The following is a 24,185-nucleotide window of genomic DNA, read 5'->3' as shown; positions in this document are numbered from 1 at the left end:
AGCCGTGTAGCCCGTGTCAGCCGTGTAGCCCGGACGGACCGCCAGGAGCGGCGGCATCCGGTGGGGTCCGCGAAGACTGGGAGCAGCCCGGCGGTCCGGAGTCGGACCGGGACCGGGGCCCGGCACCAGGAGAGGACCCGGTCATGGCACTCGCGCACCGCAAGGACATCGGACTGCTGGCGTTGCGCGCGGGGACCGGCGGGGTGCTCTTCGCGCACGGCGCGCAGAAGCTCTTCGGCTGGTTCGGCGGCGGCGGGATCGACGGCACCTCGGCGGCCATGGAGCAGATGGGCTTCAAGCCGGAGCGGGCGAGCGCCGTCGCGGCCGGGCTCGGCGAGGCGGGCGGCGGGCTGCTGCTGGCCCTGGGGATCGCCACCCCGGCCGCGGGCGCGGCGGCGGCCGGCGCCATGGCGGGCGCGGTCTCCGTCCACGCCCCCGCCGGTTTCTTCAACACGTCCGGCGGCTACGAGTACCCCGCCTTCCTCGGCTTCTGCGCCGCCGCTTTGGGTGTCACGGGACCCGGCCGCTACTCTCTGGACCATCTGACCGGCCATGTCCTGAACCGCCCGTGGGTGGTGGCCGCCGCCTTCACCGGCTCGGCAGCCGCCGCTTTCGCGGTCGTACGCCGCCGCGCCGTCGGCAACGGTCCCGCGCCCGAGGATCTCGCCGTGCTGGAGGACCAGGACGGCTGAGCCGCCCGCGGACCGGTGCGGGGAACGCCGTACCGACCGGGGCAGCGGCACGCGCGGCGGCCACCGGCGGGGTGCGCGGCGACGCGCGGGCGGCGGCAGGGACACGGCGGCATGGGGATGGCGGCATGCGGACGACACGCCGTCGTCCGCATGCCGCCATCCGCGCAGGGTAGGCCGGAGCCAGGAACGCCGGAGCGGATTCGGCGCGGATGGCGGCGTGCGGACGGAACAGGGCGGAACAGAGCGACAGTGAACGGCGGCGAGGGAGCACGCATGACGGTGACGGCGCAGGAGCAGCGGTCACGGCTGTCCTCGCCGTGGGCGCGCGGGCTGGGCGCCGCCGCCGCCGGGGCGCTCCCGGCGCTCGCCTTCCCCGCGCCGTCGCTGTGGTGGCTGGCGTACGTGGCGCTGGTGCCGTGGATGCTGCTGGTGCGCTCCGCGGGCAGTGCGCGGCGGGCGGCGCTGGACGGCTGGCTGGGCGGCGCGGGCTTCATGCTGGCGGTGCACCACTGGCTCTTCGCGAGTCTGAACGTGTTCATCGTCGTGCTCGCCCTGCTGCTGGGCGCGCTGTGGGCGCCGTGGGGCTGGCTGGTGCACAGGCTGCTCGGTGAGGGCACCGGGTCGCGGCGGGCCGCGGCGGCGATGGTGCTGGTGCCGTGCGGCTGGCTGATGGTGGAGCTGGTGCGCTCCTGGCAGTATCTCGGCGGCCCCTGGGGACTGCTGGGCGCCAGCCAGTGGCAGGTGCGGCCCGCGCTGCGGCTGGCCTCCGTCGGCGGGGTGTGGCTGGTCAGCCTCCTGGTGGTGCTCGTCAACACCGCGCTGACCGCGCTCGTCGCGGTGCCCGCCGTCCGCAGGCCCGCGGCGACCGCGCTGGCAACGGCCGCCGTGCTGACCGGCATGGTGTGGCTGTGGGCGCCGCACCCGCAGCGGTCCGGCGCCGTGCGGGTCGCGGTCGTCCAGCCGGGCGTCGTCGTGGGGCCCGAGGCCCGGATCGACCGGCAGGTGGCGCTCACCCGCGGCCTGGTGGGCAGCCACCCGGATCTCGTGGTCTGGGGCGAGAGCAGCGTCGGCTTCGACCTCACCTCCCGGCCCCAGCTGGCGGAGGAGCTGGCGGCCCTCTCCCAGCAGGTCGGCGCCGACATCCTGGTCAATGTGGACGCGGAGCGCGCGGACGGCACCGGCATCTCCAAGACGTCGGTGCTGATCGGCCCGGACGGCGTCACCGGACCCACGTACGACAAGATGCGGCTGGTGCCGTTCGGCGAGTACATCCCCTTCCGGTCGCTGCTCGGCTGGGCCACCTCGGTCGGCAAGGCCGCGGGTGAGGACCGGCAGCGCGGCGACCACCAGGTCGTGATGGACACCGGGACGGTACGGATCGGGCCGCTGATCTGCTTCGAGTCCGCCTTCGCCGACATGAGCCGCAATCTCGCGGACAAGGGCGCCCAGGTGCTGGTGGCGCAGTCGTCCACGTCGTCGTTCCAGGGGTCGTGGGCGCCCGCGCAGCACGCCTCGCTCGCGGCACTGCGGGCAGCGGAGAGCTGGCGGCCGATGGTGCACGCGACCCTGACCGGGATCAGCGCCGTCTACGACGCCAACGGCCACCCGGTCGGGCAGCGGATCAGCGAGAGCAGCAGCACGGCGCGGGTCTACGCGGTGCCGCTGGCCACCGGCCGCAGCCCGTACGACCGGTTCGGCGACTGGGTGCCGCGTCTGGCGCTGCTGCTGGTCGTGCTGGCCGCCGCCTACGAGATCCGGCGCGTGGTGCTGGTCAGGCGGTCATCTCCCGGACCTCGGTGACGACCCGCTCGCACAGCTCGTGGGTGCGCAGCGCGTCCTGGGCGTCGAGGTGCTTGCCCGCGCGGACGGCGTCGAGGAAGGCCAGGGTGATCTGCTCGATGCCGCGCTGCCGGGCCACCGGCACCCAGTCGCCCCGGCGGCGTACCGTCGGCTGGCCCTTGTGGTCGATGACCTCGGCGAGATTCAGCACCTGGCGGCGGGTGTCGTCACCGCTGACGTCCAGGCTCTCCTCGGTGGACCCGCTCATCCGGTTCATGGAGCCGATCGCGGTGAAGCCGTCACCCGACAGGTGCAGCACGATGTGGTGGACGAGGCCGGCACGGACCTTGGCGGAGACGTGGACGTCCCGGACGGTGCCGGGGGCCAGGAAGCGCAAGGTGTCGACGACGTGGATGAAGTCGTCGAAGATCATCCCGCGAGCCTCTTCGGGGAGGCCGACGCGGTTCTTCTGCATGAGGATCAGGTCGCGCGGGTGGTCGAGACACTGCGCGTAGGCGGGCGCGTAACGGCGGTTGAAGCCCGCCATGAGCGGGACGCCGCGCTCCTCGGCGAGGGCCACCAGTTGCCGTGCGCCGTCCAGATCGCGGGCGAGCGGCTTGTCGACGTAGACGGGGACGCCCGCTTCGATCAGCCGTCCGGCGATCTCGACGTGGAGGTCGGTGGGCGCGTGCACGAAGGCGGCGTCGAGGCCCTGGTCGAGCAGCGTGTCCAGTGAGGTGTGGCGGTGCGGCAGCCGGTAGGCGTCGCCGATCCGGTCGAGGGTCGCCGGGGTGCGGGTCTGGAGGTGCAGTTCGAGGTCCGGCTGCGAGGCGAGGACCGGCAGATACGCCTTCTGCGCGATGTCACCGAGCCCGATCACGCCGATCTTCCGTGGGGCGCTGCCGGATGCCATGCGCTGCTCCTGTCGTTCCTTCTCACGGTGTCCCCGCAGCATACGGGGACGGTTCGGGGAAGCTTCCGGGGCCTTCGGGGAGCGGGCGTACGGCGCGGCCCCGCGGCGGACCAGCCCCGGACGGGTGAGCGCGCGGTACGCCCCGCCCGGCCGCTCACCCCTGCGGGGCATACCCGGCTCCGCCATGTTTCGGCACAGTTGTCGGAATGCGCCGCCTACCCGTGGTCGTGTTCCTGGTGGCGGCCTCCGCCGCGGCCGGGTGCACCACCGTCTCCGCTCCCCCGGCCCCCGTCCCCGTCCCCGCTCCCGTGCCCGGCAGGGCCGCGCCGCGGGTGGCGGCGCCGGACGGCGGGCCGCTGGTGCGGCGGCCCGACCATGTGCTGCTGGAGACGGCCGAGCCGGATCCGGCCCCTTCCAGGACGCCCTCGCCCGAGCCGGAGCGCGGTGCCGGTGGGCCGGGCGGCCGACCGGGCGCGGCCCCGTACTCCGCGGGTCAAGGGCCGCGGCCTGGCTCTGAGCCGCGGCACCGGCCGGTGCCGCGCTCCCGCTCGGTGCCGCCGCCGAGGTCCCTCCCGCGCGGACCGGCAGCGGCGCTGCCCGGCGCCGCCGACGTCTGCGCGCTGGGCGAGACCTACGGCGGCTGGGCGAAGGACGGGGACGCGGCCCGGATCTGCCGTCAGTCCTACGGCCGGTGAGCCGGGCCGGACGGGCGGCACGGCTCGCGTCGGCTGACGGCCGAAGGGTGACGGCTGACAGCTGACGGCTGACGGGGGACCGCTGACCCCTGCCCCCTGCCCCCTGACGGCTCACGGCTCACGGCTCACGGCTCACGGCTCACGGCTCACGGCTCACGGCTCACGGCTACGGAAGCTGGTCGGAGCCCAGCAGCCGCAACTCCATCCGGGCCACGGCGGCCCGCACCCCGTCCCCGTACGCGTCGTCGGCGAGCGCGTCGCACGCCTTGCGGGCCAGGCCGAGGTGGCTGCGGGCCAGCCGGTCCTCTTCCACCTTCGCGTAGGAGGCGGCGAGATTGAGGTGGAGCGAGGGGTAGAAGCCGCGGATCTGCGCGGCGCCGGTGGAGCGGCCGGGGCTGTCAGGGCCGCCGGGGCTGTCAGGGCCGCCGGGGCTGTCGGGGCCCCCGCGGGGCTCGGTGCCGCCGCGCGCCGTGACGGCGTCGGCGGCCCGCAACGCCCGCAGGTCCCAGGCCAGTTCGTCCTCGGGGTCGTCCTGCGTGTCGGCCATGTAGTGCGCCAGCGTGCAGCGGTGCAGGGGGTCGCCCCGCTCCCCGATCTCGTCCCACAGCGCGCCGAACCGGGTTCTGGCCTCCTCCCGGTCCCCGGCGTGCAGCAGCATCACGACCTGTCCGATCCTGGTCATGATCGCGTCCGGTCCACCCGGCTCGTCCCGTCGCTCCACCCGAGCCTCCTCGCCTCACCCACGAAGCTAACTCGCGGACGCCCCGAGATCGGGGATGCGCCAGTCGATCGGGGTGTGCCCCTGGTCGGCGACGGCCTTGTCGATCTGGGTGAAGGGGCGGCTGCCCATGAAGAGCTTCGCCGACAGCGGCGAGGGGTGCGCGCCCTGGACGACGGCGTGCCGCTCGGTGTCGATCAGCGGCAGCTTCTTCTTCGCGTAGTTCCCCCACAGGACGAAGACGGCCGGGTCGGGGCGGGCCGCCACGGCCTTGATGACCGCGTCGGTGAACTTCTCCCAGCCCTTGCCCTTGTGCGAGTTGGCCTCGCCCTCGCGGACCGTGAGCACCGCGTTGAGCAGCAGGACACCTTGATCGGCCCACGGCATCAGATAGCCGTTGTCCGGAATGGGGTGGCCCAGCTCCTCCTTCATCTCCTTGAAGATGTTCCGCAGCGAGGGCGGCGTCTTCACGCCGGGCCGCACCGAGAAGCACAGCCCGTGCCCCTGTCCCGCGCCGTGGTACGGGTCCTGACCGAGGATCAGCACCTTGACGCGGTCGAACGGCGTCGCCTCCAGCGCCGCGAAGACCTCGTCGCGCGGCGGGAAGATCCGGTGCTCCTCCCGCTCGGCCTCGACGAATTCGGTGAGCTGCTGGAAGTACGGCTTGTCCAACTCCTCGCCGAGAACGGTCTCCCAGGAGTCGGGCAGCATGCTGGGCACGTCAGGAACCTCCGGCAATCGATCCGTTTGCTACTGCCCCAGAACGTACCGCCACCCACTGACATCCCCGCACCTCCCGGCCAACTCACCGGCCGGCTCGCCGATCAGCTCGCCGATCGGCGTCGGCGGCCTCACCCGCCCGCCGCGCTCAGACGGCGTCCAGCCGGGCCCGCAGCTCCGGGTCCAGGTCCAACTCCACGGCGCCCAGGGCCTCTTCGAGCTGCGCGAGGCTGCTCACCCCGACCACGGGAACCACCGGCAGCGCGCCGCCCATCTGCCAGGCCAGGACGACCTGGTTGGGCGTCGCGCCCGCCTCGGCCGCGACCTCCCGCAGCACTTCGAGCCTGCGGTGCGACAGGGGGTGGTCGTACTGCGCGAGCAGTTCCTTGTCGGCGCGGGTGTACGCGCCGCTCATCAACGGCCCGTACGCCATCAGCGTCATGTCGTCGTTCGAGGCGACCAGGTCCTGCATGTCGTCGCGGGCGTACCACTGCGCGCCCCACTCGCCGCCCGGCACGGGCCACAGGTAGGTGTAGCGCTGCTGCACGCACGTGTAGCCGGGCAGCCCGTGGTCGGCGGCGTACTGCCGGGCCGCGCCGACGCGCCAGGCGGCGTGGTTGCTGCATCCCAGGACGCGGGTGCTGCCGCCGCGCACGACGTCCGCGAATGCCTGGACGGTCTCGGCCATCGGCACGTCGCGGTCCTCGACGTGCGCGTAGTACACGTCGACGTGGTCGGTGCCCAGCCGCCGCAGGCTGCCCTCGATCCCGGCCTCAATCACCTTGGCCGACAGCCCTTCCCAGGCGTCGGGCCACACGGCGGTCGATCCGACGGGCGGCCGGGCCCCGACCTTGGTGGCGACGACGGTACGGTCCCGGGCGCCGCGGCTGTGCAGCCAGCGGCCGAGCAGCAGTTCGCTCTCGTCGCCGGTGCCGCCGGGGGCCCAGACCGAGTAGTTGTTGGCGGTGTCGACGTAGGTGCCGCCCGCCTCGGCGAAGCGGTCCAGGATCGCGAAGGACGTGGTTTCGTCCACGGTCGTGCCGAACGGCAGGATGCCCAGGCACAGGGCGCTGACCTCGGGCCCCGCGCCTCCTGCGAGTGTGCGGTAACGCATGTGCGGTCTCCGTAATCCGTAACGTGGGAAGTCCTCGGCGGGCGACCGTCGCGGTCACCCACACGAGGACTGTGCACGTTGGAGTACGGACGAAGGCAAGCCCGCGCGTCCGGGCCGCGTTCGTACGGGCCGGCTCGCGGACCCCTCGGACGGCCGCCGCTACGCGACCCCCGCCTGGAGGAAGAGCCCGCCGTCGAGGACGAGATTCTGCCCGGTGATCCAGCTCGCCTGGTCGGAGAGCAGGAAGGCGGCGGCGCCGCCGATGTCCTCGGGCAGACCGAGCCGTTTGAGCGGGTACGCGGCCGCGGCCTCCGCCTCCCGGCCCTCGTACAGCGCGGCGGCGAATTTCGTCTTCACCACGGCGGGCGCGACGGAGTTGACCCGGACGCCGGGCGCCATCTCCGCGGCGAGCTGCACCGTGAGGTTGATCATCGCGGCCTTGCTGATGCCGTAGGCGCCGATGAGCGGTGAGGGGGCGAGGCCCGCGACGGAGGCGACGTTGACGATCGCGCCGCCGTTCTCCTTCTGCCACGCCTTCCACGTCTGCTGGGCGAAGCCGAGCGCGGAGATGACGTTGGTCTCGTACACCTTGCGGGCGACGCCGAGGTCGAGGTCGGCGAGCAGCCCGTAGACCGGGTTGGTGCCCGCGTTGTTGGCGAGGTAGTCGACGCGGCCGAACGCTTCCATGGTGCGTTCCACGGCGACGGCCTGGTGCGCCTCGTCGTGGGCCTTGCCCGCGACGCCGATGGCGCGGTCGGCGCCGAGCTTCTCGACGGCTTCCTTGAGCGCGTCCTCGTTGCGCCCGGTGATGCACACCCGGTCGCCGCGGGCGACGAGGGCTTCGGCGATGCCGTAGCCGATGCCCCGGCTGGCGCCGGTGACGAGGGCGACGCGCCCGCTGTCGGGGGGCTGGGTCATGGTCTGGGGCCTCCGGCCTGTCGGTTGTGGGGTGTCACTCGGTCGGCGCGGCGCGCGTCAGTCGAGCGGGCCACCGGCCACGTACAGGACCTGGCCGGAGACGAAGCCGGCCTGCTCGCCGGTGAAGAAGGCGATGGCGTTCGCGACGTCGTCGGGGACGCCGACCCGCTGGACCGGGATCTGGGTGGCGGCGGCGGCCTTGAAGTCGTCGAAGCCCATGCCGACGCGCGCGGCGGTGGCGGCGGTCATGTCGGTGGCGATGAAGCCGGGCGCGACGGCGTTGGCGGTGACGCCGAACTTGCCGAGTTCGAAGGCGAGGGTCTTGGTGAAGCCCTGGAGACCGGCCTTGGCGGCCGAGTAGTTGACCTGGCCGCGGTTGCCGAGCGCGGAGGACGAGGAGAGGTTGACGACGCGGCCGAACGCGGCGTCCACCATGTGCTTCTGGACGGCGCGGGTCATCAGGAAGGCGCCGCGCAGGTGCACGTTCATGACCGTGTCCCAGTCGGACGCGCTCATCTTGAACAGCAGATTGTCGCGGAGCACGCCCGCGTTGTTCACCAGGATCGTCGGCGCGCCCAGCTCCTGGACCACCTTGGCGACGGCCGCCTCGACCTGCGCCTCGTCGGACACGTCGGCGCCGACCGCGATGGCCCTGCCGCCCGCCGCGGTGATCGTCTCGACGGTGTCCTTGCAGGCGCTCTCGTCGAGGTCGAGTACGGCGACGGCGCGGCCCTCGGCGGCCAGGCGCACCGCGGTGGCGGCGCCGATTCCGCGCGCGGCACCGGTGACGATCGCGACGCGCTGCTCGGTGGTGGACATCTGATCTCCTCAGCCCTGTGGTGCGGCGCCGTCCGTGCCCGGCCCACGCCTGGCACATGAGCGACCGCTTAGTAGGTCCCGTTGCCGAAACCGTAGGAGCGCCGTGACCCTGTGTCAACGCCACCACGGCCGATGTGGCTCAGGGCACGGCTTTGACGAGATGGCTCAGCGCACCAACAGCTCCAGCAGCCGGTCCGCCTCCCAGCCCGCGTCCGCGGTGAGACCGGTGTGGATCGGGCCCGGCTGCACGATGGTGCTGCGCGGCGCGGTGAGCCAGCGGAAACGGCGTCCGGGGTCGTCCCCAGCCGCCTGTCCCGCCCGCTCGCCGCCCTCGCAGATGTCCTCGTAGCCGCGCAGCGCCACCCGCACGCCGAGCACGTCCACCTCCGCGTCCAGGCAGCGCAGCCTGGCCTCGTCCAGGTGCACACGGGCCCCGACGAAGCCCTGCGCGCGGCAGTACACCAGCACGCCCGCGTTGATCATCTCGCCGCGCTCGATCCGCGGCACCACGCGCACCAGCGCGTACTCGAAGACGTCCCGGCCGGTCACTGGGCGTTCTTCCCCTCGACCCAGGTCCGCAGCCACTCCGGCGGCGGCTGTTTCTCCTCCTGCCGGGGCGCGAGCGTGGTCCGCAGGTGTACGTCCCCGGCGCGGGCCAGCAGCAGCTCGCGGTAGGCGCGGCGTACGTCGTCGGGCGAGTCGAACGCCGGCTCGTCGGTCAGCCACTCGTCGGGGACCAGCGCGGTCACCTCGGCGAGCAGCGCGTCGGTGACGAGTGGCCCCAACTCGGCCGCCGCGGCGGCCGGATCGGGCGAGAAGCGGGACAGCGCGTGGTCGGCGGCGTTGTACGGCTTGTCGGAAGCGGCGCGCGCCGTACGCCAGTTGTGGTGCCAGATCAGTGAGGCGCCGTGGTCGATGAGCCACAAGTCCCGGTGCCAGACCAGCATGTTAGGATTCCGCCACGATCTGTCGACGTTGCCGATGAGCGCGTCGAACCAGACGATGCGGCTCGCCTCCGCGGTGTCCACGGGGAAGACCAGTGGATCGAAGCCGAGAGATCCGGGCAGGAAGTCCATTCCGAGATTGAGCCCGCCGCTCGCCTTCAGCAGATCCTGGATCTCCTGGTCGGGCTCGCCGGGCGCGATGGCCGGATCGAAGTGGAAGCGCACCAGCTCCGGCACCCGCAGCCCCAGCCGCCTGGCCAGCTCGCCCGCGATCACCTCGGCGATCAGCGCCTTGCGGCCCTGGGCCGCGCCGGTGAACTTCACGACGTACGTACCGAGATCGTCGGCCTCGACGACACCGGGCACCGAGCCGCCCTCGCGCAGCGGCGTCACATAGCGGATGCCCGTCACTTCTCTCAACATCGCTCCAGGCTAATGGGCCAGAGTCCCCTCATGGACACCGATAACCCGGCACCTGACCTCGCGCGTGACCCGGCGCGCCCCCCGCTCCGTACCCCTTCCGGCGGCCTGCCCCGCCAACTCGCCCGCACCCAGCGCTTCTCGCTCGGCGTGCCCCGCTCCTTCACCCTCTCCCCCGACGGCGGGAGGCTGCTCTTCCTGCGCACCCGCGGCGGCGAGGACCGTACGAGCTGTCTGTGGCTGCTCGCGGACGGCGAGGAGCGGCTGCTGGCCGATCCGGACGCGCTCGGCGCCGCGCCGGGCGAGGTGCCGGAGGCGGAGCTGGTCAGGCGCGAGCGGACGAGGGAACGCAGCGGCGGCATCGTCGCGTACGCCACCGACGCCGCCGCGCGCACCGTCGTCTTCGCGCTGGACGGCGCCTTGTGGACGGTGCGGACCGACGGCGGCGCGGCGCGCCCGGTCGCCACCGCCGGGCCCGTGGTCGACCCTCGGCCGGACCCGGCCGGGCGGCGCGTGGCGTATGTGACGGAGGGCGCGCTGCGGGTGGCAGCCCTCGACGGCGGCGCCGATCTGCTGCTCGCCGCGCCGGAGACCGCGGACGTGACGTACGGGCTCGCCGAGCACGTGGCGGCGGAGGAGATGCACCGGTACCGCGGCCACTGGTGGTCGCCCGACGGCGCCGCGGTCCTGACCGCCCGCGTCGACACCGCCCGCGTCCGACGCTGGTGGATCTCCGACCCGGCCGATCCCGCCAAGCCGCCGCGCGCGGTGCCCTACCCGACGGCGGGCACGGCCAACGCCGACGTCTCGCTGCACGTGCTGGGCCTGGACGGGAGGCGCACCGAGGTCCGCTGGGACCGCGCGGCGTACGAATATCTGACGAGCGCGGACTGGGACGCGCACGGCCCGCTGCTGGCGGTCCAGAGCCGGGACCAGCGGACGGTACGGGTGCTCGCCGCCGACCCCGGCAGCGGCGGGACACGGCCGCTGCACGAACAGCGCGACCCGGCGTGGGTGCAACTGATCCCCGGCACGCCCGCCAGGACCGCGTCCGGCGCGCTGGTGCACACCGCGGACACCGGCGGGTCCCGGCGGCTGACGGTCGGCGGCGAGCCGGTGACGCCGGACGGTCTGCACGTCCGCGAAGTCCTCGGCGCGGCGGGCGAGTCGGTGCTCTTCACCGCCTGCGACGAGCCGACCGAGGAGCACCTGTGGTCGTACGACCGCGAGCGCGGCCCCGTACGGCTCAGCTCCGCTCCCGGCGTGCACACCGGCCTGTGCGCGGGCGGCACGCTGCTGCTCGACTCCCGCACCGAGCGCGGCCACCGCACGACGCTGCTGCGCGACGGCGGTCAGGAGACCGCGGTCGGCTGCCTGGCAGCGGAGCCCGTCCTGACCCCGCGCGTGACCTGGCTGCGGGCCGGCGAGCGGGAGATCCGTACGGCGCTGCTGCTGCCGTCCTGGTACGAGCCGGGCGGCAGGCCGCTGCCGGTGCTGGTCGCCTCCTACGGCGGGCCCGCGATGCGGCTGGTGACGCGCGGCGGGGGCTGGTCGATGTACGAGGCGCAGTGGTTCGCCGAGGAGGGCTTCGCGGTGGTCGTCGCGGACGGGCGCGGCACACCCGCGCGCGGCCCGGCCTGGGAGAAGACCGTGCGCGGCGACTCGCTCAGCGCGCCGATCGAGGACCAGGTCACGGCGCTGCGCGCGGCGGCCGAGCACTGCCCCGACCTCGACCTCGGGCGGGTCGGGATCCGCGGCTGGTCGTACGGCGGCACCCTGGCCACCGCGGCGGTGATCCGCCGGCCCGAGGTCTTCCACGCGGCGGTCAGCGGCGCGGCGCCGAGCGACCAGCGGCTGTACGACACGCACTGGCGGGAGCGCTTCCTCGGCCACCCGGACGAGGAGCCCGCCGCGTACGACCGCTCGTCGCCGATCGGCGAGGCCGCGGACCTGCGGCGCCCGCTGCTGCTGGTGCACGGCATGGCGGACGACAACGTGGTGGTGGCGCACACGCTGCGGATGTCGGCGGCCCTGCTCGCGGCGCACCGCCCGCACCAGGTGCTGCCGCTGTCGAACGTCACGCACTCGCCGACGGACGAGACGGTGGTGGAGGGACTCCTGAGGCACCAGGTGAACTTCTTGCGTGCGGCGTTGAACGTTCCGGAGCGGACGCCCGTATGAGACAGCACGCGTGACACCACGCTGCCGGGCGGTGTCCCTCCGCCGCCCGGCCCCACGAACGGACAGGACGCACCTCATGGCAGAGACCCCCCGATTCTCCGTGCCTCCGACGCGTCGCGGCTTCGTAGCGGCGGCGGGCGGCGTGGGACTCGCCGCGGCCTTGGCCGCCTGCGGCAGCTCGGACGACTCGTCGAACGCCGCCTCCGACTCCGCGTCGCCGTCGGACGCCGGGGCGCCGACGACCTCGGCCGGCGCGGACCCCACCACGTCGGACGCGGGCACGGCGCCCACCTCGTCCGCGGCCTCCGGTGGCGGCGGCACCGCGCTCGGCAAGACCTCGGACGTCCCGGTCGGCGGCGGGAAGATCTACGCCGACCAGAAGGTGGTCGTCACCCAGCCGACCGCCGGGCAGTACAAGGCGTTCTCCTCGACCTGCACCCACTCGGGCTGCCAGGTCGGCAGCGTGTCCGACGGCACGATCAACTGCCCTTGCCACGGCAGCAAGTTCCACGTGGCCGACGGCAGCGTCGCCAGCGGCCCGGCGACGAGGCCGCTGCCTTCGGAGAACGTGACGGTGTCGGGTGACCAGGTGATGCTCGGTAGCTGATCGGTCCGGACGTACGACCTGCGGGCTCACGGGCTTACGGCTCTACGGGCTTACGTCGTCGGCTGCGGTGCCGGGCGCGGCGGGTGGGTGCCGCGTCCGGCACCGGGCGGCGACCGGAATCCGAGGCGGCCAACAGCGCTTCGGGGCAGCGGTGTTGTGGCGCTCGCGTCACCGCTTCCAGGCGGCCAGGATGTCGTCGGTCGTCGTCACCGTGGCGACCAGCGACAGGCTGTGCCGGACGACGGCCGCCGCGTAGTCGGCGGGGACTCCGGCGACGGCGTCGGCGGGCAGCACCACGTCGTAGCCGAGGTTGACGGCGTCGAAGACCGCGTTGGGGACCGCGATGTTGAGCGAGACCCCGGTGACGATCAGGGTCCGGCAGCCGAGGTTGCGCAGCAGCGCGTCGACGTCGGTGCCCGCGATCGGCGAGAGGCCGTGCAGCCGGGTGACCGTCAGGTCGGTGTCGGCGACCGGGATCTCCTCGGTGAGCCGTACGGCGTCGGTGCCGTCGAGCTGCTTGACCGGCAGCCGGTCGGCGGCGCGGAACAGCCGGGCGTTGCGGTTGGCGCCGCGTCCGTCCGGGCGGCGGATCGCGACGGCGTGCAGGACGGCGGCGCCCGCGGCGTGCGCGCCCGCGACCAGGCGGCCGACGCGGTCCAGCACGCCCGAGTCGCGTGCCGCGGCGGCCAGTTCGGGCAACGCGCTGTCGCTCCCGACCACACCGCGCTGGCACTCGACGGTGAGCAGCGCGGTGGTCGCGGGCCGCAGCAGTGCGGCGAGGCGGTCGGCGGAGGTCATGGCGCGCACCATAATTGACGGTCCGTCAGATCGGAAGGGATCAGGGGCTGGACCCTCGCGGTCCGGTGCCGGATGATTCCGGGAGGACCTGACATGGGATCAGCTCCTCGTCAGCCATGGGCGATGCGCACGGAGGTGCCATGACCGCCACCCAGCGTCGGGGCCGCAGGATCATGATGAGCGCGGCGGAGATCGACGTCTTCCTCGCCGGACACCGCACCTGCCGGGTCGCGACCGTCTCGCCGGACGGCCGTCCGCACGCGGGCGCCCTGTGGTTCGCCTGGGACGGCACCTCGCTCTGGCTCTACTCCCTGGTCCGCAGCCGCCGTTGGGCCGACCTGCGGCGCGACCCGCGGATCGCCGTGGTCGTGGACGACGGCGAGGACTACGGCGAGCTGCGCGGCGTCGAGCTGTCCGGCTCGGTCGACTTCGTCGGCGAGGCCCCCCGTACCGGCGTGCCGCACCCCGAACTCGACACACCGGAACGCCTTTTCTCCGAGCGGAATTTCGGCCTGCCCGCGATGCCGCACGACGGACGGCACGCGTGGCTGCGGCTGACACCGGAGCGGGTCGTCTCGTGGGACTTCACGAAGATGGCCGCCGCGGCGGCCAGGCCGGAGCCGGGGCGCCCCTGAATCCGCCGGTCGGCGCGAGCCTCGCCGTCGGACCGGATTCCGGAGGCCGCTGCGGGCCGGGCTCCGTACCGCTTCGCCGGGGGTCAGTCGCCCACGCGTCCCGCCGAGCGGCGCAGGGCCTCGACCGCCACGCGAATCGCGGGGCGGCGGTCCGCGTCCTCGCGCCAGACGGCGTAGACATGGCGGCGCATGGTGTGCTGGACGGGGGCGATGCGGACGCCCCCGGGCATCGGGTCGCGGCCGAGGCGGGGCATGACAGCGACGCCGAGACCGGCGGCGACGAGGGCGAGCACGGTGGCGTGCTCCTCGGCGTGGTGCGCGATCCGCGGTTCGATGCCCTTGCCGCGCAGGGTGAACAGCAGCCATTCGTTGCAGAAACCGCCGTCGGGCCAGGCGATCCAGTCCTCGTCGATCAGTTCGTCCAGCTCGATCTGGTCGCAGCCCTCCAGCCGGTGCCCCACGGGCAGCGCGATGTCGGCGATGTCGTCGACGAGGGGCGCCTTGGCGAGGCCGCCGGGCAGCGACAGCGGCTTGTTGTACCAGTCGAGGACGACCGCGAGGTCGATGTCGCCGCGGGCCAGCCGGGCCAGCGACTCCTGCGGCTCCAGCTCGTGCACGACGGTCCTGAGCTGCGGGTGCTCGCGCCGCAGCGCGTTGAGGGCGTCGGGGAACAGGCCCCGGACGGCGGTGGGGAAGGCGCCGGCCCGCAGTTCGCCGACGGCGGCGCCCCGGTGCGCCTCCAGGTCGGCGTGCGCCAGCTCGACCAGGGACAGTATCCGGTCGGCGTGCCCGGACAGCAGCCGTCCCGCGTCGGTCAGCCGTACCCCGCGGCCGTTCTTCGTGAGCAGGGACTGGCCGGTCTCCCGCTCCAGCTTCGCCATCTGCTGCGACACGGCCGAGGTCGTCACACTCAGCACGTCCGCCGCGGCGGACACCGAGCCGTAGGTGTCGATGGCGTGCAGGACGCGCAGGCGCTCCAGACTCAACATGTTAGTAATCCTACGTCGTCCGTGTACAAATTCTCGCTTGTTCTACGAGGTCGAACGCGCCATCGTAGTCGCATGACCGCACCCGCCGAGCCCAGGACAGCCGCTTCCGCTCCCGTCTCCCCGACACCCGCCTCCTCTTCGCCCCGCTCCGGCCGGACCTCGCGCCGCATACCGCGCAGGACCGTCGACTGGCGGATCCGCTTCGCCGCGCTCGGCCTGGTCTGGGGCTTCAGCTTCCTGTTCATGAAGGTGGGCAACGAGGCGTTCGCGCCCCTCCAGGTCACGCTCGGCCGGATGGTCTTCGGCACGGCGGTGCTGGCCGTGGCCGTCGCGGTCAAGCGGGAGCGGCTGCCGCGCGGACCGCGCGTCTGGCTGCACCTGGCGGTCGCCGCGGTGCTGCTCAACGCGCTGCCGTTCTCGCTCTTCGCCTACTCCGAGCAGACCATCCCGTCGATGCTGGCGGGGATATGCAACGCGGCGACACCGCTGTTCTCGATGCTGGTGTCCGTGGTCGCGCTGTCGGAGGACCGGCCCTCGCGGCAGCGCTTCGCGGGAGTCGGCCTCGGCTTCATCGGCGTGCTGACCGTGCTCGGCGCCTGGCAGGGCTTCTCGGGACAGGACCCCAAGGGCACGATCATGGCGCTCACCGCGGCCTTCAGCTACGCGGTCGGCTGGGCGTACGTGCGCCGCACCCTGTCCGGCACGGGCAGCTCCCACCTGGCCATGTCCGCGAGCCAGTTGAGCCTCGGCACCGCGCAACTGCTGCTGGTCACGCCGTTCTTCACCTCGATGCCCGACGCGTACCCGCTCAAGTCGGTGCTGTCGGTGCTGGCGCTGGGCGCGCTCGGCACCGGGGTCGCCTTCCTCATCCAGTACGGCCTGGTCGCGGAGAAGGGGCCGACGATCGGCTCGATGGTCACCTACCTCATCCCGATCGTGGCCACCGCCGCCGGTGTCCTGCTGCTCGGCGAGGCACTGAGCTGGAACGAGCCGGTCGGCGCCGCCGTCATCCTGATCGGCGCGGCCCTCACCCAGCGCCGCCCCAAGGCCGCGCCCGCACCGGAACCGGGCCCGGCCGCCGTGCCCGTGGAGGCCGAGGTCCGGCTCCAGACGCTGATACGGACGGAGGGCGCGCTGCCCGCCGCGGAGCCCCGGTCCGCGGCCGAGCCCGCGGCGAACGCACCCGCTTCGGCCGTCAGGGCTCAGCCGTAGCGGCCCGCGCCTGACGCCGCGCCCGGCCCCGCCGGGCGCAGTACGGCGGCGACGGCGTCGGCCAGCGGGACGACGTCGGCGGGGGCGAGCGCGGAGACGGTCAGCCGGATGCCCGGCGGTGAGGCCAGCCGGAAGCGGGCGCCCGGCGCCACCGCCCAGCCGCGCTGGAGCAGCCCGGCCACCGCGCCGGTCTCGTCACTGACCGGCACCCATACGTTCATGCCGCTTCGGCCGTGCGCCGTGATCCCGCGCTCGGCCAGCGCCCGCACCAGACCGTCGCGCCGCTCCCCGTAGGACCGCGCGGTGCGGGCCGGATCGACGGCGCCGGACTCCCAGAGGTGGACGACGGCCCGTTGCAGCAGGTGGCTGACCCATCCGGCGCCGAGGCGGTGCCGCCCGCGCACGCGGTCGACGGTCACGGCGTCGCCGGTGTAGAGCGCGAGCCGCAGGTCGGGGCCGTACGCCTTGGCGGTGGAGCGGACCAGCGCCCAGTGGTCGGTGACCCCGGACAGGCAGTGCAGCGGCAGGTCGACCAGACCGTGTACGTGGTCGTCGTCGATGACCAGCACCTCCCGGTGGTCGGCGAGCAGGGCGCGCAACTCGCGGGCGCGGGCGGCCGAGACGGCCGCGCCGGTCGGATTCTGTCCCCGGTCGGTGACGACGAGCGCCCGGGCGCCCGCCCGGACGGCCCGCGCCACGTCCTCGGTGAGCGGTCCCTCGTCGTCCACGCCGACGGGGACGGCGCGCAGCCCCATCGCCGGTACGAGGTCGAGGGTGCTGCCCCAGCCGGGGTCCTCGACGGCCACGGCGTCGCCGGGCCGCAGATGGGCGGCCAGGACGCGCTCGATGGCGTCCAGCGAGCCGGAGGTGATGCCGATCGGCCCGCCGGGAACGCCGTCCGCGTCGAACGCGGCGCGGGCCGCCGCCGCCAGTTCGGGATCGACCGGGACGGCGCCGTAGAGCGCGGGTGCCTCCGCGTGGCGGGCTGCGGCGGCGGCGAGCGCCCCGTCGAGCGGCGGCAGCAGCGCGAGGTCGGGGTTGCCGGAGGCGATGTCGCGGACGCCCGCCGGGACGTCGATCCGGATCTCGTCACGGGGCGCGGTGGCGGGCCGTGACCGTACCCGGCTGCCGCGCCGCCCCGCCGTCTCGATCACCCCGCGGTCGCGCAGCAGCCGGTAGGCGGCGGCCACGGTGTTCGGGTTGACGTCCAACTCCTGGGCCAGTTCCCGCAGCGGCGGCAGCGTCTCACCGGGACGCAGCGCGCCCGTGCCGACCGCGCTCTCGACGCTGGCGGCGATATCCGATGCGCCCCGACCTGTGATCCGGTAATCTCCTAGCACAAACCTTATTATGCACTAGTGCAAAGGATCTCGCCATGGCCTCCGCACCTCCCGTCGGATATCCGCCCACCGACCGCACCGTCCCGACCCGCAGCCGCGAACGCGCCGCGTACGACCGGGAGATGGTGCACGGCATCCTGGACGAGGGCTATGTGTGTCACCTCGGCTTCATCCGCGACGGCGCGCCGGTCGTGCTGCCGACGCTCTACGCCAGGTCGGGCGAGCGGCTGTACGTGCACGGTTCGACCGGGTCCCGGCCGCTGCGCGGGGCGGGGGCCGACGACGGGCTCGCGGTCTGCCTCACCGTCACCCACGTCGACGGCCTGGTGCTGGCCCGGTCCGCCTTCCACCACTCGATCAACTACCGCTCGGTGGTGGTGCACGGCATCGCCCACCAGGTGACCGACCCGGCCGAGCGGTCGCTCGCGCTGGACGCGATCGTCGAGCAGGCCGTGCCCGGACGCGCCGCCGACTCCCGCCGGGCGGACGCGAAGGAACTGGCCGCCACCGCCGTCATCCGGCTCGACCTGCTGGAGGTCTCGGCGAAGCTCCGCACCGGCGGCCCCAACGACGAGCCGGAGGACATCTCGCTCCCCTACTGGACCGGCGTGGTCCCGGTCGCCAGGACCTACGGCGCCCCGATCCCGGCGGACGACCTCGACCCGTCGATACCGCTGCCCGGCTACCTGCCCGGCCGACCGGGAAAGTGAGGGCCGCGGCATGCTGATCCACCCCTGGGACGCGCCCACCTCCGACAGCGAGTGGCAGGAGTGGCTGGCCGTCCACGACTTCGGCCAGCTCACCGTCAACGGCCTCGACGGAGAGCCGCCGTTCGTCCAGCCGCTGCACTTCGCCTACGACCCGCGGGCCGGCGCCGACGGCCCCGGACCGGCCGGGCTGGGCGAGGCCGTCACGCACCTCGCCCGCCCGAACCCGATCTGGCGGGCCCTGGAGGCGAGCCCGCGGGTCACGCTCAGCGTCGTGGACGACTACACGTTCATCCCCGGCCCCTGGCACACGCCCGAGGGCGCCCCCACGGAACACGGCACACCGACCAGCTTCTACGCCGCCGTCCTGCTGTACTGCACCGCCCACATCGTGGACGACCCGCAGCTCAAGGCCGACCTCCTGCGGCGCCAGGTCGGCCACTTCCAGCCCCGAGGCGGCACCGCGCCCGTGGAACCGGGCCAGGAGCCGTTCGGCCGCATGCTGCCCGGCATCCGCGGTGTCCGCCTCGACGTCACCGATGTACGGGCGAAGTTCAAGTACGGCGGCAACAAGCCGGAGCGGATGCGGCGGCGCGTCATGGACCTGCTCGCGGACCGGGACGGGCCGCACGACGCGGCGGCCCGTACCCATCAGATCCGCCGCCTGTCCGCGGCGGCCGACGCCGGGACCGGCGTCTGAGGGCTCACCCCACGGGCGCCGCCCTCCGCTGCGCCGACGCGGACCTGGCCTCCTCGAGACCGAGACCGGTCACGGCCGCCAGCAGGATCACAGTGCCCGTCACCGTCGCGGCCGTGAGATGTTCACCGAGCAGTGCCACGGCGATGACGGCCGCCGAGACCGGCTCGATCAGGGCGATCACCGAGACGGTCGCGGCCCGCAGGACCGCGGCGCCCGCGAAGTACAGTCCGTACGCGGCGGCCGTCGGCACCGACGCCAGGTAGCAGAGCAGCAGCACCGTACGGCCGAGCCCCGCCGCCTGCGGCAACAGCCCCTCGGCCCAGGCCGCGGGCAGCAGCGCCACCGCGCAGATGCCGAACGACCACAGCGAGGTGTCCAGCGGGTCGCCCGCGGAGCCCGTGCGCCCCAGCCACCGGGTGAGCAGCGTGATCGCCGCGTACCCCGTGGCGGACAGCACCGCGAGCAGCACACCGAGCGGCCGTACGCCCGTACCGCCGTCGCCCAGCACCAGCACCGCGAGACCGCCGAGCGCGCCCGCCACGGCCGCCGTACCGCCGCGCCCGAGCCGCTCCCCCATCGCCAGCCGCGCCACGACCGCGATCAGCACCGGGCCCGACCCGAGCGTCACCACCGTGGCCACCGCAAGCCCGGTGGACTTCACCGCGCAGAAGTACGCGGTCTGAAAGAGCGTCAGGCCCGCGCCGGTGACCAGGATCCGCACCGCCTTGCGCCGCCGCGGCTCCGCCCGCACCACCCGCACCGCGGCGGCCGGACGCACCGCGCGCACCGCCGCAAGCAGCAGAAAGCCGCCGGCCGCCCGCCAGAAGGTCAGCGACAGCGGGCCGAGCCCGCTCCCGTCGTACAACAGCGCCGCCGCGGCGCCCGCCGTGCCCCAGGCGGTGGCCGCGAAAACGACATAGATCAGGCCCCGGTTCGTCGACAGGGCAGCGTCGACCGGGGTGTGGACATGCGTGAGTGACACGAGAATTCTCCCGCGGAAGAGGTGGGGTGAGGTCGCCGGTCGCCATATGCGGACAGCGGCGACCCGGCCGTTCACCTCGAACGCGAGTCACCGCGCCGGGTCCGGCCCCAGGTCTTCCGAAATGTCGCCGCCCGCGTCAGACGGCAGGAGGCGGGAGAACGGTGAGATGCATGGGGGAAGCTTACGTGAGGGGGGTGGGGTCGGGGGGGTGGGCTCGGGGGGGAAGGGTGAGGGCAGGGCGGTGGAGGGAGGCGGGTTGGGGGCGGGGGCTCTTGCGGGGGGGCGGGGGTGCGGGTGGCTCTCTTGCGGGGGGGGGCAGGGGTGCGGGTCGCCCACTCGCGTCAGGTCATCGGTACGGCGAACCGTGCGTGGGAGCCCTCTTGCGCAGGCGCACCGTCCTTCCCCTTTTTGCCGCCCTCTCGCCTCCGGCGGCTTAGATCCGGTGTCGACGGTCGATCGTGCTCGCTCCCTCGTTCCTCGGTCGCTGTGCGCGTTCTCCCTTTCAACACCGGCGCCGCCTTCGGCTCGCTGGCTACCGGCGAACCCCACCGCGCAGCGGTCCCGTAGGGGCGCAGCCCCTTGTGCAGGGGCACCCGTGCGGCGAACCGCGGCAGGGAGGCGCTAGGCGTCGGCCAAGTCGGGTTCTGGGAGGGGGTCCGGCGTCGCCGCCGGCTTGGCGCGGCTGGCCGTTTGGGCCGTGAAGGCGCCCGCCAGGACGAGGGCGCCGCCGACGACCTGGGCGGCGCCCAGGTGCTCGTCGAGGAGGACCCAGGCGAGGACCGTGCCGACGATGGCTTCGAGGGTGGCGACGACCCCGGCGATCTGAGGGGTGAGGCGGCGGACGGCGAGGACGCCGGCGAGGTAGGCGACGACGGTGGAGACGAGGACGATCCAGGCGACGAGGAGAACGGCCGGGACCTCGCGCTCACCGAGCGCGGACTGCTGCCAGACGATCGCCCAGTCGATGTTCCAGGGGCGGGCGACGACCGAGAGGACGGCGGTGCCGACGAGGAGGCCGTAGGCGATGACGGCGATGGGTTCCGGCGCGTCCGCGCTCTCCGCGCCGTCGTCGGCGAGGACGAAGTAGGCGACTTGGCAACAGGCGGCGCCGAAGGCGAGGAGCAGGCCGAGCGGGTCAAAGGCCAGGCCGGACCAGATCTCGACGACGGCGGCCATGCCGGCGATGGCGAGGACGACACCCAGGGCGGCGGACCGGCTGACGGGGCGGCGCTGGACGAAGCGGACCCAGCCCAACAGCAGGGCGGGGCCGAGGAATTCGACGAGGATGGCGACGCCGACCGGGATGCGGGAGATGGCCACGAAGTACAAGGCCTGGCAGCCGGTGATGCCGAGGAGGCCGAACCCGAGGATCAGTCCCGGCCTGCGGCGGGGCAGTTCGCGGTGGCGCAGGGCGATGGGGAGCAGGATGAGCGCGGCGCCCGCGACGCGCATCCAGACCACGTGCAGCGGGTCGAGCCCTGATTCGATCAGCGGTTTGGCGGCCACGCCCGAGCCGCCGAAGGCGAAGGCGGACACCAGAGCGAGCCCGAGGCCCCCGTTTCGCCGCTGAGTTACGTGCATCGGGTCATGATGTCAGCTCGCGACAGGACCGTCATCCCGGTAGCCGCTGACGTCGAGTCCGGCGGCGCGCAGCACGTCCACGGCGCGGCATTCGGGGTCGGAGGCGAGCGCGTCGAGCAGGTCGATGCCGTCGGCCTGGGTGCGGCCACGGCGGCGGGCGAGGGCGACGGCGTTGCGGATCGCGGCGGCGGCGGACGGGCTCCAGCCGGTGCCGGCGACGGCCTGGACGGTGGGCAGCGCGCCGGAGTCCTCGACGGTGCCGCGCCAGCGCAGCCCGTAGCCGATGCTGCGCTGCACCAGGTAGCCGAGCACGCGGACGACCTGGCCGGTCCCGGCGTCGCAGGCGGCCCGCGCCAGGGGGTCGATCTCCAAAAGGGAGTGCAGCAGGTGGGCGGTGTCGATCTGCTGGTCGCCGTCGCGCGTGGCCCGGCGGCGCGCGCTGGCCGCCACGGAACGCAGTTCGACCGTGAGGCGGAGGTCGTCCGCCAGGTGGCTCAGGTCGAGCGGCGGCCCGTGGTTGCTGTACACGCCATCCACTTCATCAGGCGGCCCCGGTGTGGCGCATCCGCACCGGGGGCCATCCGTGCCTCCGCCCATGGAGGGGGTTGGCCGGTTCCCGCGTCATCCCCAGGGATGAGTCATGGCCACAGCAGGGTCCGGGTCCAGCCGCCGTCCGTGTCCCCGTCGCCGCGCCCGTCCCGGCCCTCCCCCGCCTGACCGGAGCGGGTGTAGCGCAGCCGTACGTGGAAGCGACCGGGGTCGGCCTGGAAGAACTCCGCCTCCTGGGCACGCAGCCGGTACACGGTGTGGCCCTCGGGAATCCGTTCCGGTTCCGCGGCCACCAGGGCGTCCGCCGCGGCGCGCGCCCGCTCGTACTCCATCGCTCCGGTCAGCGGGCCGCTCATCCGCCCGGTGAAGCCGGCGGCGCGGGAGGCCGGGGAGCGGCCGAGGAAGTCCCGCCGGGCGGTCTCCTCGTCAAGTGCGTCGACCGGTCCCGTCATCCGGATCTGCCGTCCGTGCGCGGGCCAGTACCAGGTCAGCGCGGCGACGGGGTGCGCGGCCAGGTCGCGGCCCTTGCGGCTGACCGCGTCGGACGCGAAGTCGACGGCGCAGTCGGCGGTGTCGACTCCGCGCAGCATCAGGACGCGGGCGCTGGGCGTGCCGTCGGCGCCGACCGTGGCGAGCGTCATGACGTGCGGTTCCGGCAGTGCGTCGGAAAGCGCCAGTTCCAGCCAGGTCGCGAAGAGCGGGCCGGGGGTGTCGGGGGCGTCGCCCGGGTCGAATTCCGGCAGCGGCCCGGCCAGTACGGGGGCGGCCCGCAGCCTGGCGAGCAGTGCCGCGTCGCCCGGCGTGGGGTCGCCGGGCGACGTTCGCCCGCGTCCCGGTCCGCCGGGTGCCGCCTCGTCCGGCGGCGCGTTACCGACTGCCGCCCCGTCGGGTGCCGCATCATCGGGTGACGCGCCCCCGGGTGACGCGTCGCTTCCGCCGTCGGGGGTAGCCGGACCGTCGTCTTCGCGCATATGTCCTCCCGTCCGACCCGCAACCGTACCGGCCGTCGCCTCGTCCCTCTCTGGCGACACACACCGACCTGCCCCGCCACCGGGGAAGGAGTTCCATGGTCCGACCGCTGCTCTTCCTGGATGTCGACGGTGTGCTCAATCCGGTGCTGCCCTCGCCGGACTTCACCGTGCACGACATCCTGACCCACACCGTGCTGCTGTCCGCCCGGCACGGCGTGTGGTTGCGCGAACTGGCGGACATGTACGACCTCGTCTGGGCGAGCACCTGGGAGCACGAGGCGAACACGCACATCGCCCCGCGCCTGGGTCTGCCGCCGCTGCCGGTGGTGGAATTCAGCGGCTACCGGCCGCGGCCCGGCGATCCGCCGCTGCGCGAGGCGGAGCGGTACTCGGCGCGCAAGTGGGCGCCGATCCTGCGGTACGCGGCGGGGCGGCCCTTCGCCTGGACCGACGACGTGATCCCGCGCCGCCTGGTCCGCAGGGCCAGGTTCCGTCCTGACCGGCTGCTGCTGCCGGTCAATCCGGCGCACGGTCTGCCGCGGGCGCACGTGAACCGGCTGCTGGCCGCTCCCCCGACGCTGTCGCGCAGCGTCGGCAGGCCGCACTCCCCGTATCTGACGGTCCATCAGTATTGAGTGTTGCGGCGCCCGCGGTTACGGTGCGCGGCACGACCTGTACTCAGGGAGTGGACCGGTACTCAGGGAGTGATCGCATGGCCGAAGTCTCCGCACAGGCGCGTATCGCGGCCCCCGCAGGGAAGATCTGGGACCTGCTGACCGACTTCTCCTCCTACGGCGAGTGGAACGCCACCCACACCGCCTTCCCCGACGGCGGCCCGCGGCCGCTGACGGCCGGGGCCACGTACCAGGAGAGCCTGCGGATGATGGGCTTCCCCGCGGACGTGACCTGGACGGTCGACGAGTTCGAGCCCGAGCGGGTGCTGGGCAGCAGCGGCAAGGGGCCGATGGGGGTGAGCCTCGGGATGCGGTACGCGCTCACGCCCGACGGCGACGCCACCGAGGTACGGATCGACGGCACCTTCACCGGGGCCGCCGTCTCCCTCATGGCGGGCAAGCTGAAGGACTCGGCGACGACCGCGCTCAACGACTCGCTGCGCGCCATCGCCGGGCTCGTCGAACCGGCCGAGCCCCCCGCGCCGGGCGCGTGACGGTCCGACCGTGCGCGAAGCGCCGGGCCGCGC

Annotated in this window: 26 protein-coding genes; 11 read left to right on the top strand and 15 right to left on the bottom strand. The window is 73.8% G+C overall.

The features are described from left to right. The first annotated feature begins 143 nt into the window (after positions 1–143). Both ACZ4EF_RS23035 and lnt read left to right on the top strand, forming a co-directional pair. A complete protein-coding gene (locus ACZ4EF_RS23035) occupies positions 144–692 on the top strand; it encodes a DoxX family protein (RefSeq protein ID WP_467506288.1) in 549 nt (182 codons plus the stop codon). Positions 693–965: 273 nt separating this feature from the next. Next, positions 966–2,492, top strand: a complete 1,527-nt coding sequence (gene lnt / locus ACZ4EF_RS23030; RefSeq protein ID WP_467506287.1) for an apolipoprotein N-acyltransferase — start codon at positions 966–968, stop codon at positions 2,490–2,492. On the opposite strand, the gene ACZ4EF_RS23025 is transcribed toward lnt, so the two are convergent. Further along, entirely contained in the window at positions 2,464–3,384 is a 921-nt protein-coding gene (locus tag ACZ4EF_RS23025) for a Gfo/Idh/MocA family protein (protein WP_467506286.1), read from the bottom strand. The genes lnt and ACZ4EF_RS23025 overlap by 29 nt on opposite strands. 206 nt (positions 3,385–3,590) lie before the next feature. Here ACZ4EF_RS23025 and ACZ4EF_RS23020 point away from each other — a divergent pair, with 206 nt between their 5' ends. Further along, on the top strand, positions 3,591–4,079 hold the full coding sequence (locus ACZ4EF_RS23020; RefSeq protein WP_401719838.1) for a hypothetical protein: 489 nt from the start codon (positions 3,591–3,593) through the stop codon (positions 4,077–4,079). Positions 4,080–4,245: 166 nt separating this feature from the next. Here ACZ4EF_RS23020 and ACZ4EF_RS23015 read toward each other — a convergent pair whose 3' ends face one another. From ACZ4EF_RS23015 to ACZ4EF_RS22985, 7 genes are all read right to left on the bottom strand, one after another. After that, on the bottom strand, positions 4,246–4,800 hold the full coding sequence (locus ACZ4EF_RS23015) for a hypothetical protein (protein WP_467506285.1): 555 nt from the start codon (positions 4,798–4,800) through the stop codon (positions 4,246–4,248). Positions 4,801–4,827: 27 nt separating this feature from the next. Further along, a complete protein-coding gene (gene ung, locus ACZ4EF_RS23010) occupies positions 4,828–5,508 on the bottom strand; it encodes a uracil-DNA glycosylase (protein ID WP_355335794.1) in 681 nt (226 codons plus the stop codon). Between the two features lie 157 nt (positions 5,509–5,665). Next, positions 5,666–6,631, bottom strand: coding sequence for an aldo/keto reductase (locus tag ACZ4EF_RS23005; RefSeq protein ID WP_467506284.1), 966 nt, complete (start codon positions 6,629–6,631; stop codon positions 5,666–5,668). A gap of 159 nt (positions 6,632–6,790) precedes the next feature. Further along, positions 6,791–7,549, bottom strand: coding sequence for an SDR family oxidoreductase (locus tag ACZ4EF_RS23000; RefSeq protein ID WP_391125567.1), 759 nt, complete (start codon positions 7,547–7,549; stop codon positions 6,791–6,793). 57 nt (positions 7,550–7,606) lie between these two features. Next, positions 7,607–8,368, bottom strand: coding sequence for a 3-oxoacyl-ACP reductase FabG (gene fabG / locus ACZ4EF_RS22995; protein WP_391051157.1), 762 nt, complete (start codon positions 8,366–8,368; stop codon positions 7,607–7,609). 165 nt (positions 8,369–8,533) lie between these two features. Next, positions 8,534–8,917, bottom strand: a complete 384-nt coding sequence (locus tag ACZ4EF_RS22990) for a DUF3037 domain-containing protein (RefSeq protein WP_467506283.1) — start codon at positions 8,915–8,917, stop codon at positions 8,534–8,536. Beyond that, a complete protein-coding gene (locus ACZ4EF_RS22985; RefSeq protein ID WP_467506282.1) occupies positions 8,914–9,735 on the bottom strand; it encodes a HipA family kinase in 822 nt (273 codons plus the stop codon). The genes ACZ4EF_RS22990 and ACZ4EF_RS22985 overlap by 4 nt, the downstream gene beginning before the upstream one ends. 30 nt (positions 9,736–9,765) lie before the next feature. Here ACZ4EF_RS22985 and ACZ4EF_RS22980 point away from each other — a divergent pair, with 30 nt between their 5' ends. Both ACZ4EF_RS22980 and ACZ4EF_RS22975 read left to right on the top strand, forming a co-directional pair. After that, complete coding sequence (locus ACZ4EF_RS22980; protein ID WP_467506281.1) at positions 9,766–11,913, top strand: S9 family peptidase; 2,148 nt, start codon at positions 9,766–9,768, stop codon at positions 11,911–11,913. Positions 11,914–11,989: 76 nt separating this feature from the next. Beyond that, positions 11,990–12,520, top strand: a complete 531-nt coding sequence (locus tag ACZ4EF_RS22975) for a Rieske (2Fe-2S) protein (RefSeq protein ID WP_355335660.1) — start codon at positions 11,990–11,992, stop codon at positions 12,518–12,520. A gap of 168 nt (positions 12,521–12,688) precedes the next feature. Here the strand turns inward: ACZ4EF_RS22975 and ACZ4EF_RS22970 are convergent, their stop codons facing one another. After that, a complete protein-coding gene (locus tag ACZ4EF_RS22970; protein ID WP_355335663.1) occupies positions 12,689–13,318 on the bottom strand; it encodes an isochorismatase family protein in 630 nt (209 codons plus the stop codon). 140 nt (positions 13,319–13,458) lie between these two features. Between ACZ4EF_RS22970 and ACZ4EF_RS22965 the strand changes: the two genes are divergently transcribed. Then, entirely contained in the window at positions 13,459–13,953 is a 495-nt protein-coding gene (locus tag ACZ4EF_RS22965) for a pyridoxamine 5'-phosphate oxidase family protein (RefSeq protein ID WP_355335666.1), read from the top strand. 83 nt (positions 13,954–14,036) lie between these two features. Here the strand turns inward: ACZ4EF_RS22965 and ACZ4EF_RS22960 are convergent, their stop codons facing one another. After that, on the bottom strand, positions 14,037–14,942 hold the full coding sequence (locus ACZ4EF_RS22960; protein WP_355335669.1) for a LysR family transcriptional regulator: 906 nt from the start codon (positions 14,940–14,942) through the stop codon (positions 14,037–14,039). A gap of 72 nt (positions 14,943–15,014) precedes the next feature. Here ACZ4EF_RS22960 and ACZ4EF_RS22955 point away from each other — a divergent pair, with 72 nt between their 5' ends. Further along, complete coding sequence (locus ACZ4EF_RS22955) at positions 15,015–16,154, top strand: DMT family transporter (protein ID WP_467506280.1); 1,140 nt, start codon at positions 15,015–15,017, stop codon at positions 16,152–16,154. Here ACZ4EF_RS22955 and ACZ4EF_RS22950 read toward each other — a convergent pair. Then, positions 16,145–17,494 (bottom strand): aminotransferase class I/II-fold pyridoxal phosphate-dependent enzyme, encoded by a 1,350-nt coding sequence (locus tag ACZ4EF_RS22950; RefSeq protein WP_467506279.1) that lies wholly within the window; start codon positions 17,492–17,494, stop codon positions 16,145–16,147. The genes ACZ4EF_RS22955 and ACZ4EF_RS22950 overlap by 10 nt on opposite strands. A gap of 35 nt (positions 17,495–17,529) precedes the next feature. Between ACZ4EF_RS22950 and ACZ4EF_RS22945 the strand changes: the two genes are divergently transcribed. After that, positions 17,530–18,204 (top strand): pyridoxamine 5'-phosphate oxidase family protein, encoded by a 675-nt coding sequence (locus ACZ4EF_RS22945; RefSeq protein WP_467506278.1) that lies wholly within the window; start codon positions 17,530–17,532, stop codon positions 18,202–18,204. A 10-nt stretch (positions 18,205–18,214) separates the two neighbouring features. After that, positions 18,215–18,901, top strand: coding sequence for an FMN-binding negative transcriptional regulator (locus ACZ4EF_RS22940; protein ID WP_467506277.1), 687 nt, complete (start codon positions 18,215–18,217; stop codon positions 18,899–18,901). A gap of 4 nt (positions 18,902–18,905) precedes the next feature. Here the strand turns inward: ACZ4EF_RS22940 and ACZ4EF_RS22935 are convergent, their stop codons facing one another. The 4 genes from ACZ4EF_RS22935 to ACZ4EF_RS22920 all read right to left on the bottom strand — a co-directional run bounded on the left by ACZ4EF_RS22935 (position 18,906) and on the right by ACZ4EF_RS22920 (position 22,984). Beyond that, a complete protein-coding gene (locus ACZ4EF_RS22935; RefSeq protein WP_467506276.1) occupies positions 18,906–19,883 on the bottom strand; it encodes a DMT family transporter in 978 nt (325 codons plus the stop codon). A gap of 621 nt (positions 19,884–20,504) precedes the next feature. After that, entirely contained in the window at positions 20,505–21,464 is a 960-nt protein-coding gene (locus ACZ4EF_RS22930; RefSeq protein WP_355335685.1) for an EamA family transporter, read from the bottom strand. A gap of 12 nt (positions 21,465–21,476) precedes the next feature. Beyond that, entirely contained in the window at positions 21,477–21,992 is a 516-nt protein-coding gene (locus ACZ4EF_RS22925) for a Clp protease N-terminal domain-containing protein (protein WP_355335688.1), read from the bottom strand. Between the two features lie 110 nt (positions 21,993–22,102). Beyond that, positions 22,103–22,984, bottom strand: coding sequence for a pyridoxine/pyridoxamine 5'-phosphate oxidase (locus ACZ4EF_RS22920; RefSeq protein ID WP_467506275.1), 882 nt, complete (start codon positions 22,982–22,984; stop codon positions 22,103–22,105). 95 nt (positions 22,985–23,079) lie between these two features. Here ACZ4EF_RS22920 and ACZ4EF_RS22915 point away from each other — a divergent pair, with 95 nt between their 5' ends. Further along, positions 23,080–23,619, top strand: coding sequence for an HAD domain-containing protein (locus ACZ4EF_RS22915; protein ID WP_467350553.1), 540 nt, complete (start codon positions 23,080–23,082; stop codon positions 23,617–23,619). 77 nt (positions 23,620–23,696) lie between these two features. After that, entirely contained in the window at positions 23,697–24,152 is a 456-nt protein-coding gene (locus ACZ4EF_RS22910; RefSeq protein WP_355335695.1) for a type II toxin-antitoxin system Rv0910 family toxin, read from the top strand. Positions 24,153–24,185 lie beyond the last annotated feature (33 nt).

Source organism: Streptomyces sp. NPDC025721, assembly GCF_055558595.1.
The sequence above is the reverse complement of the archived record's forward strand: the minus strand, read 5'-3'. Positions and strand labels throughout refer to the sequence as shown.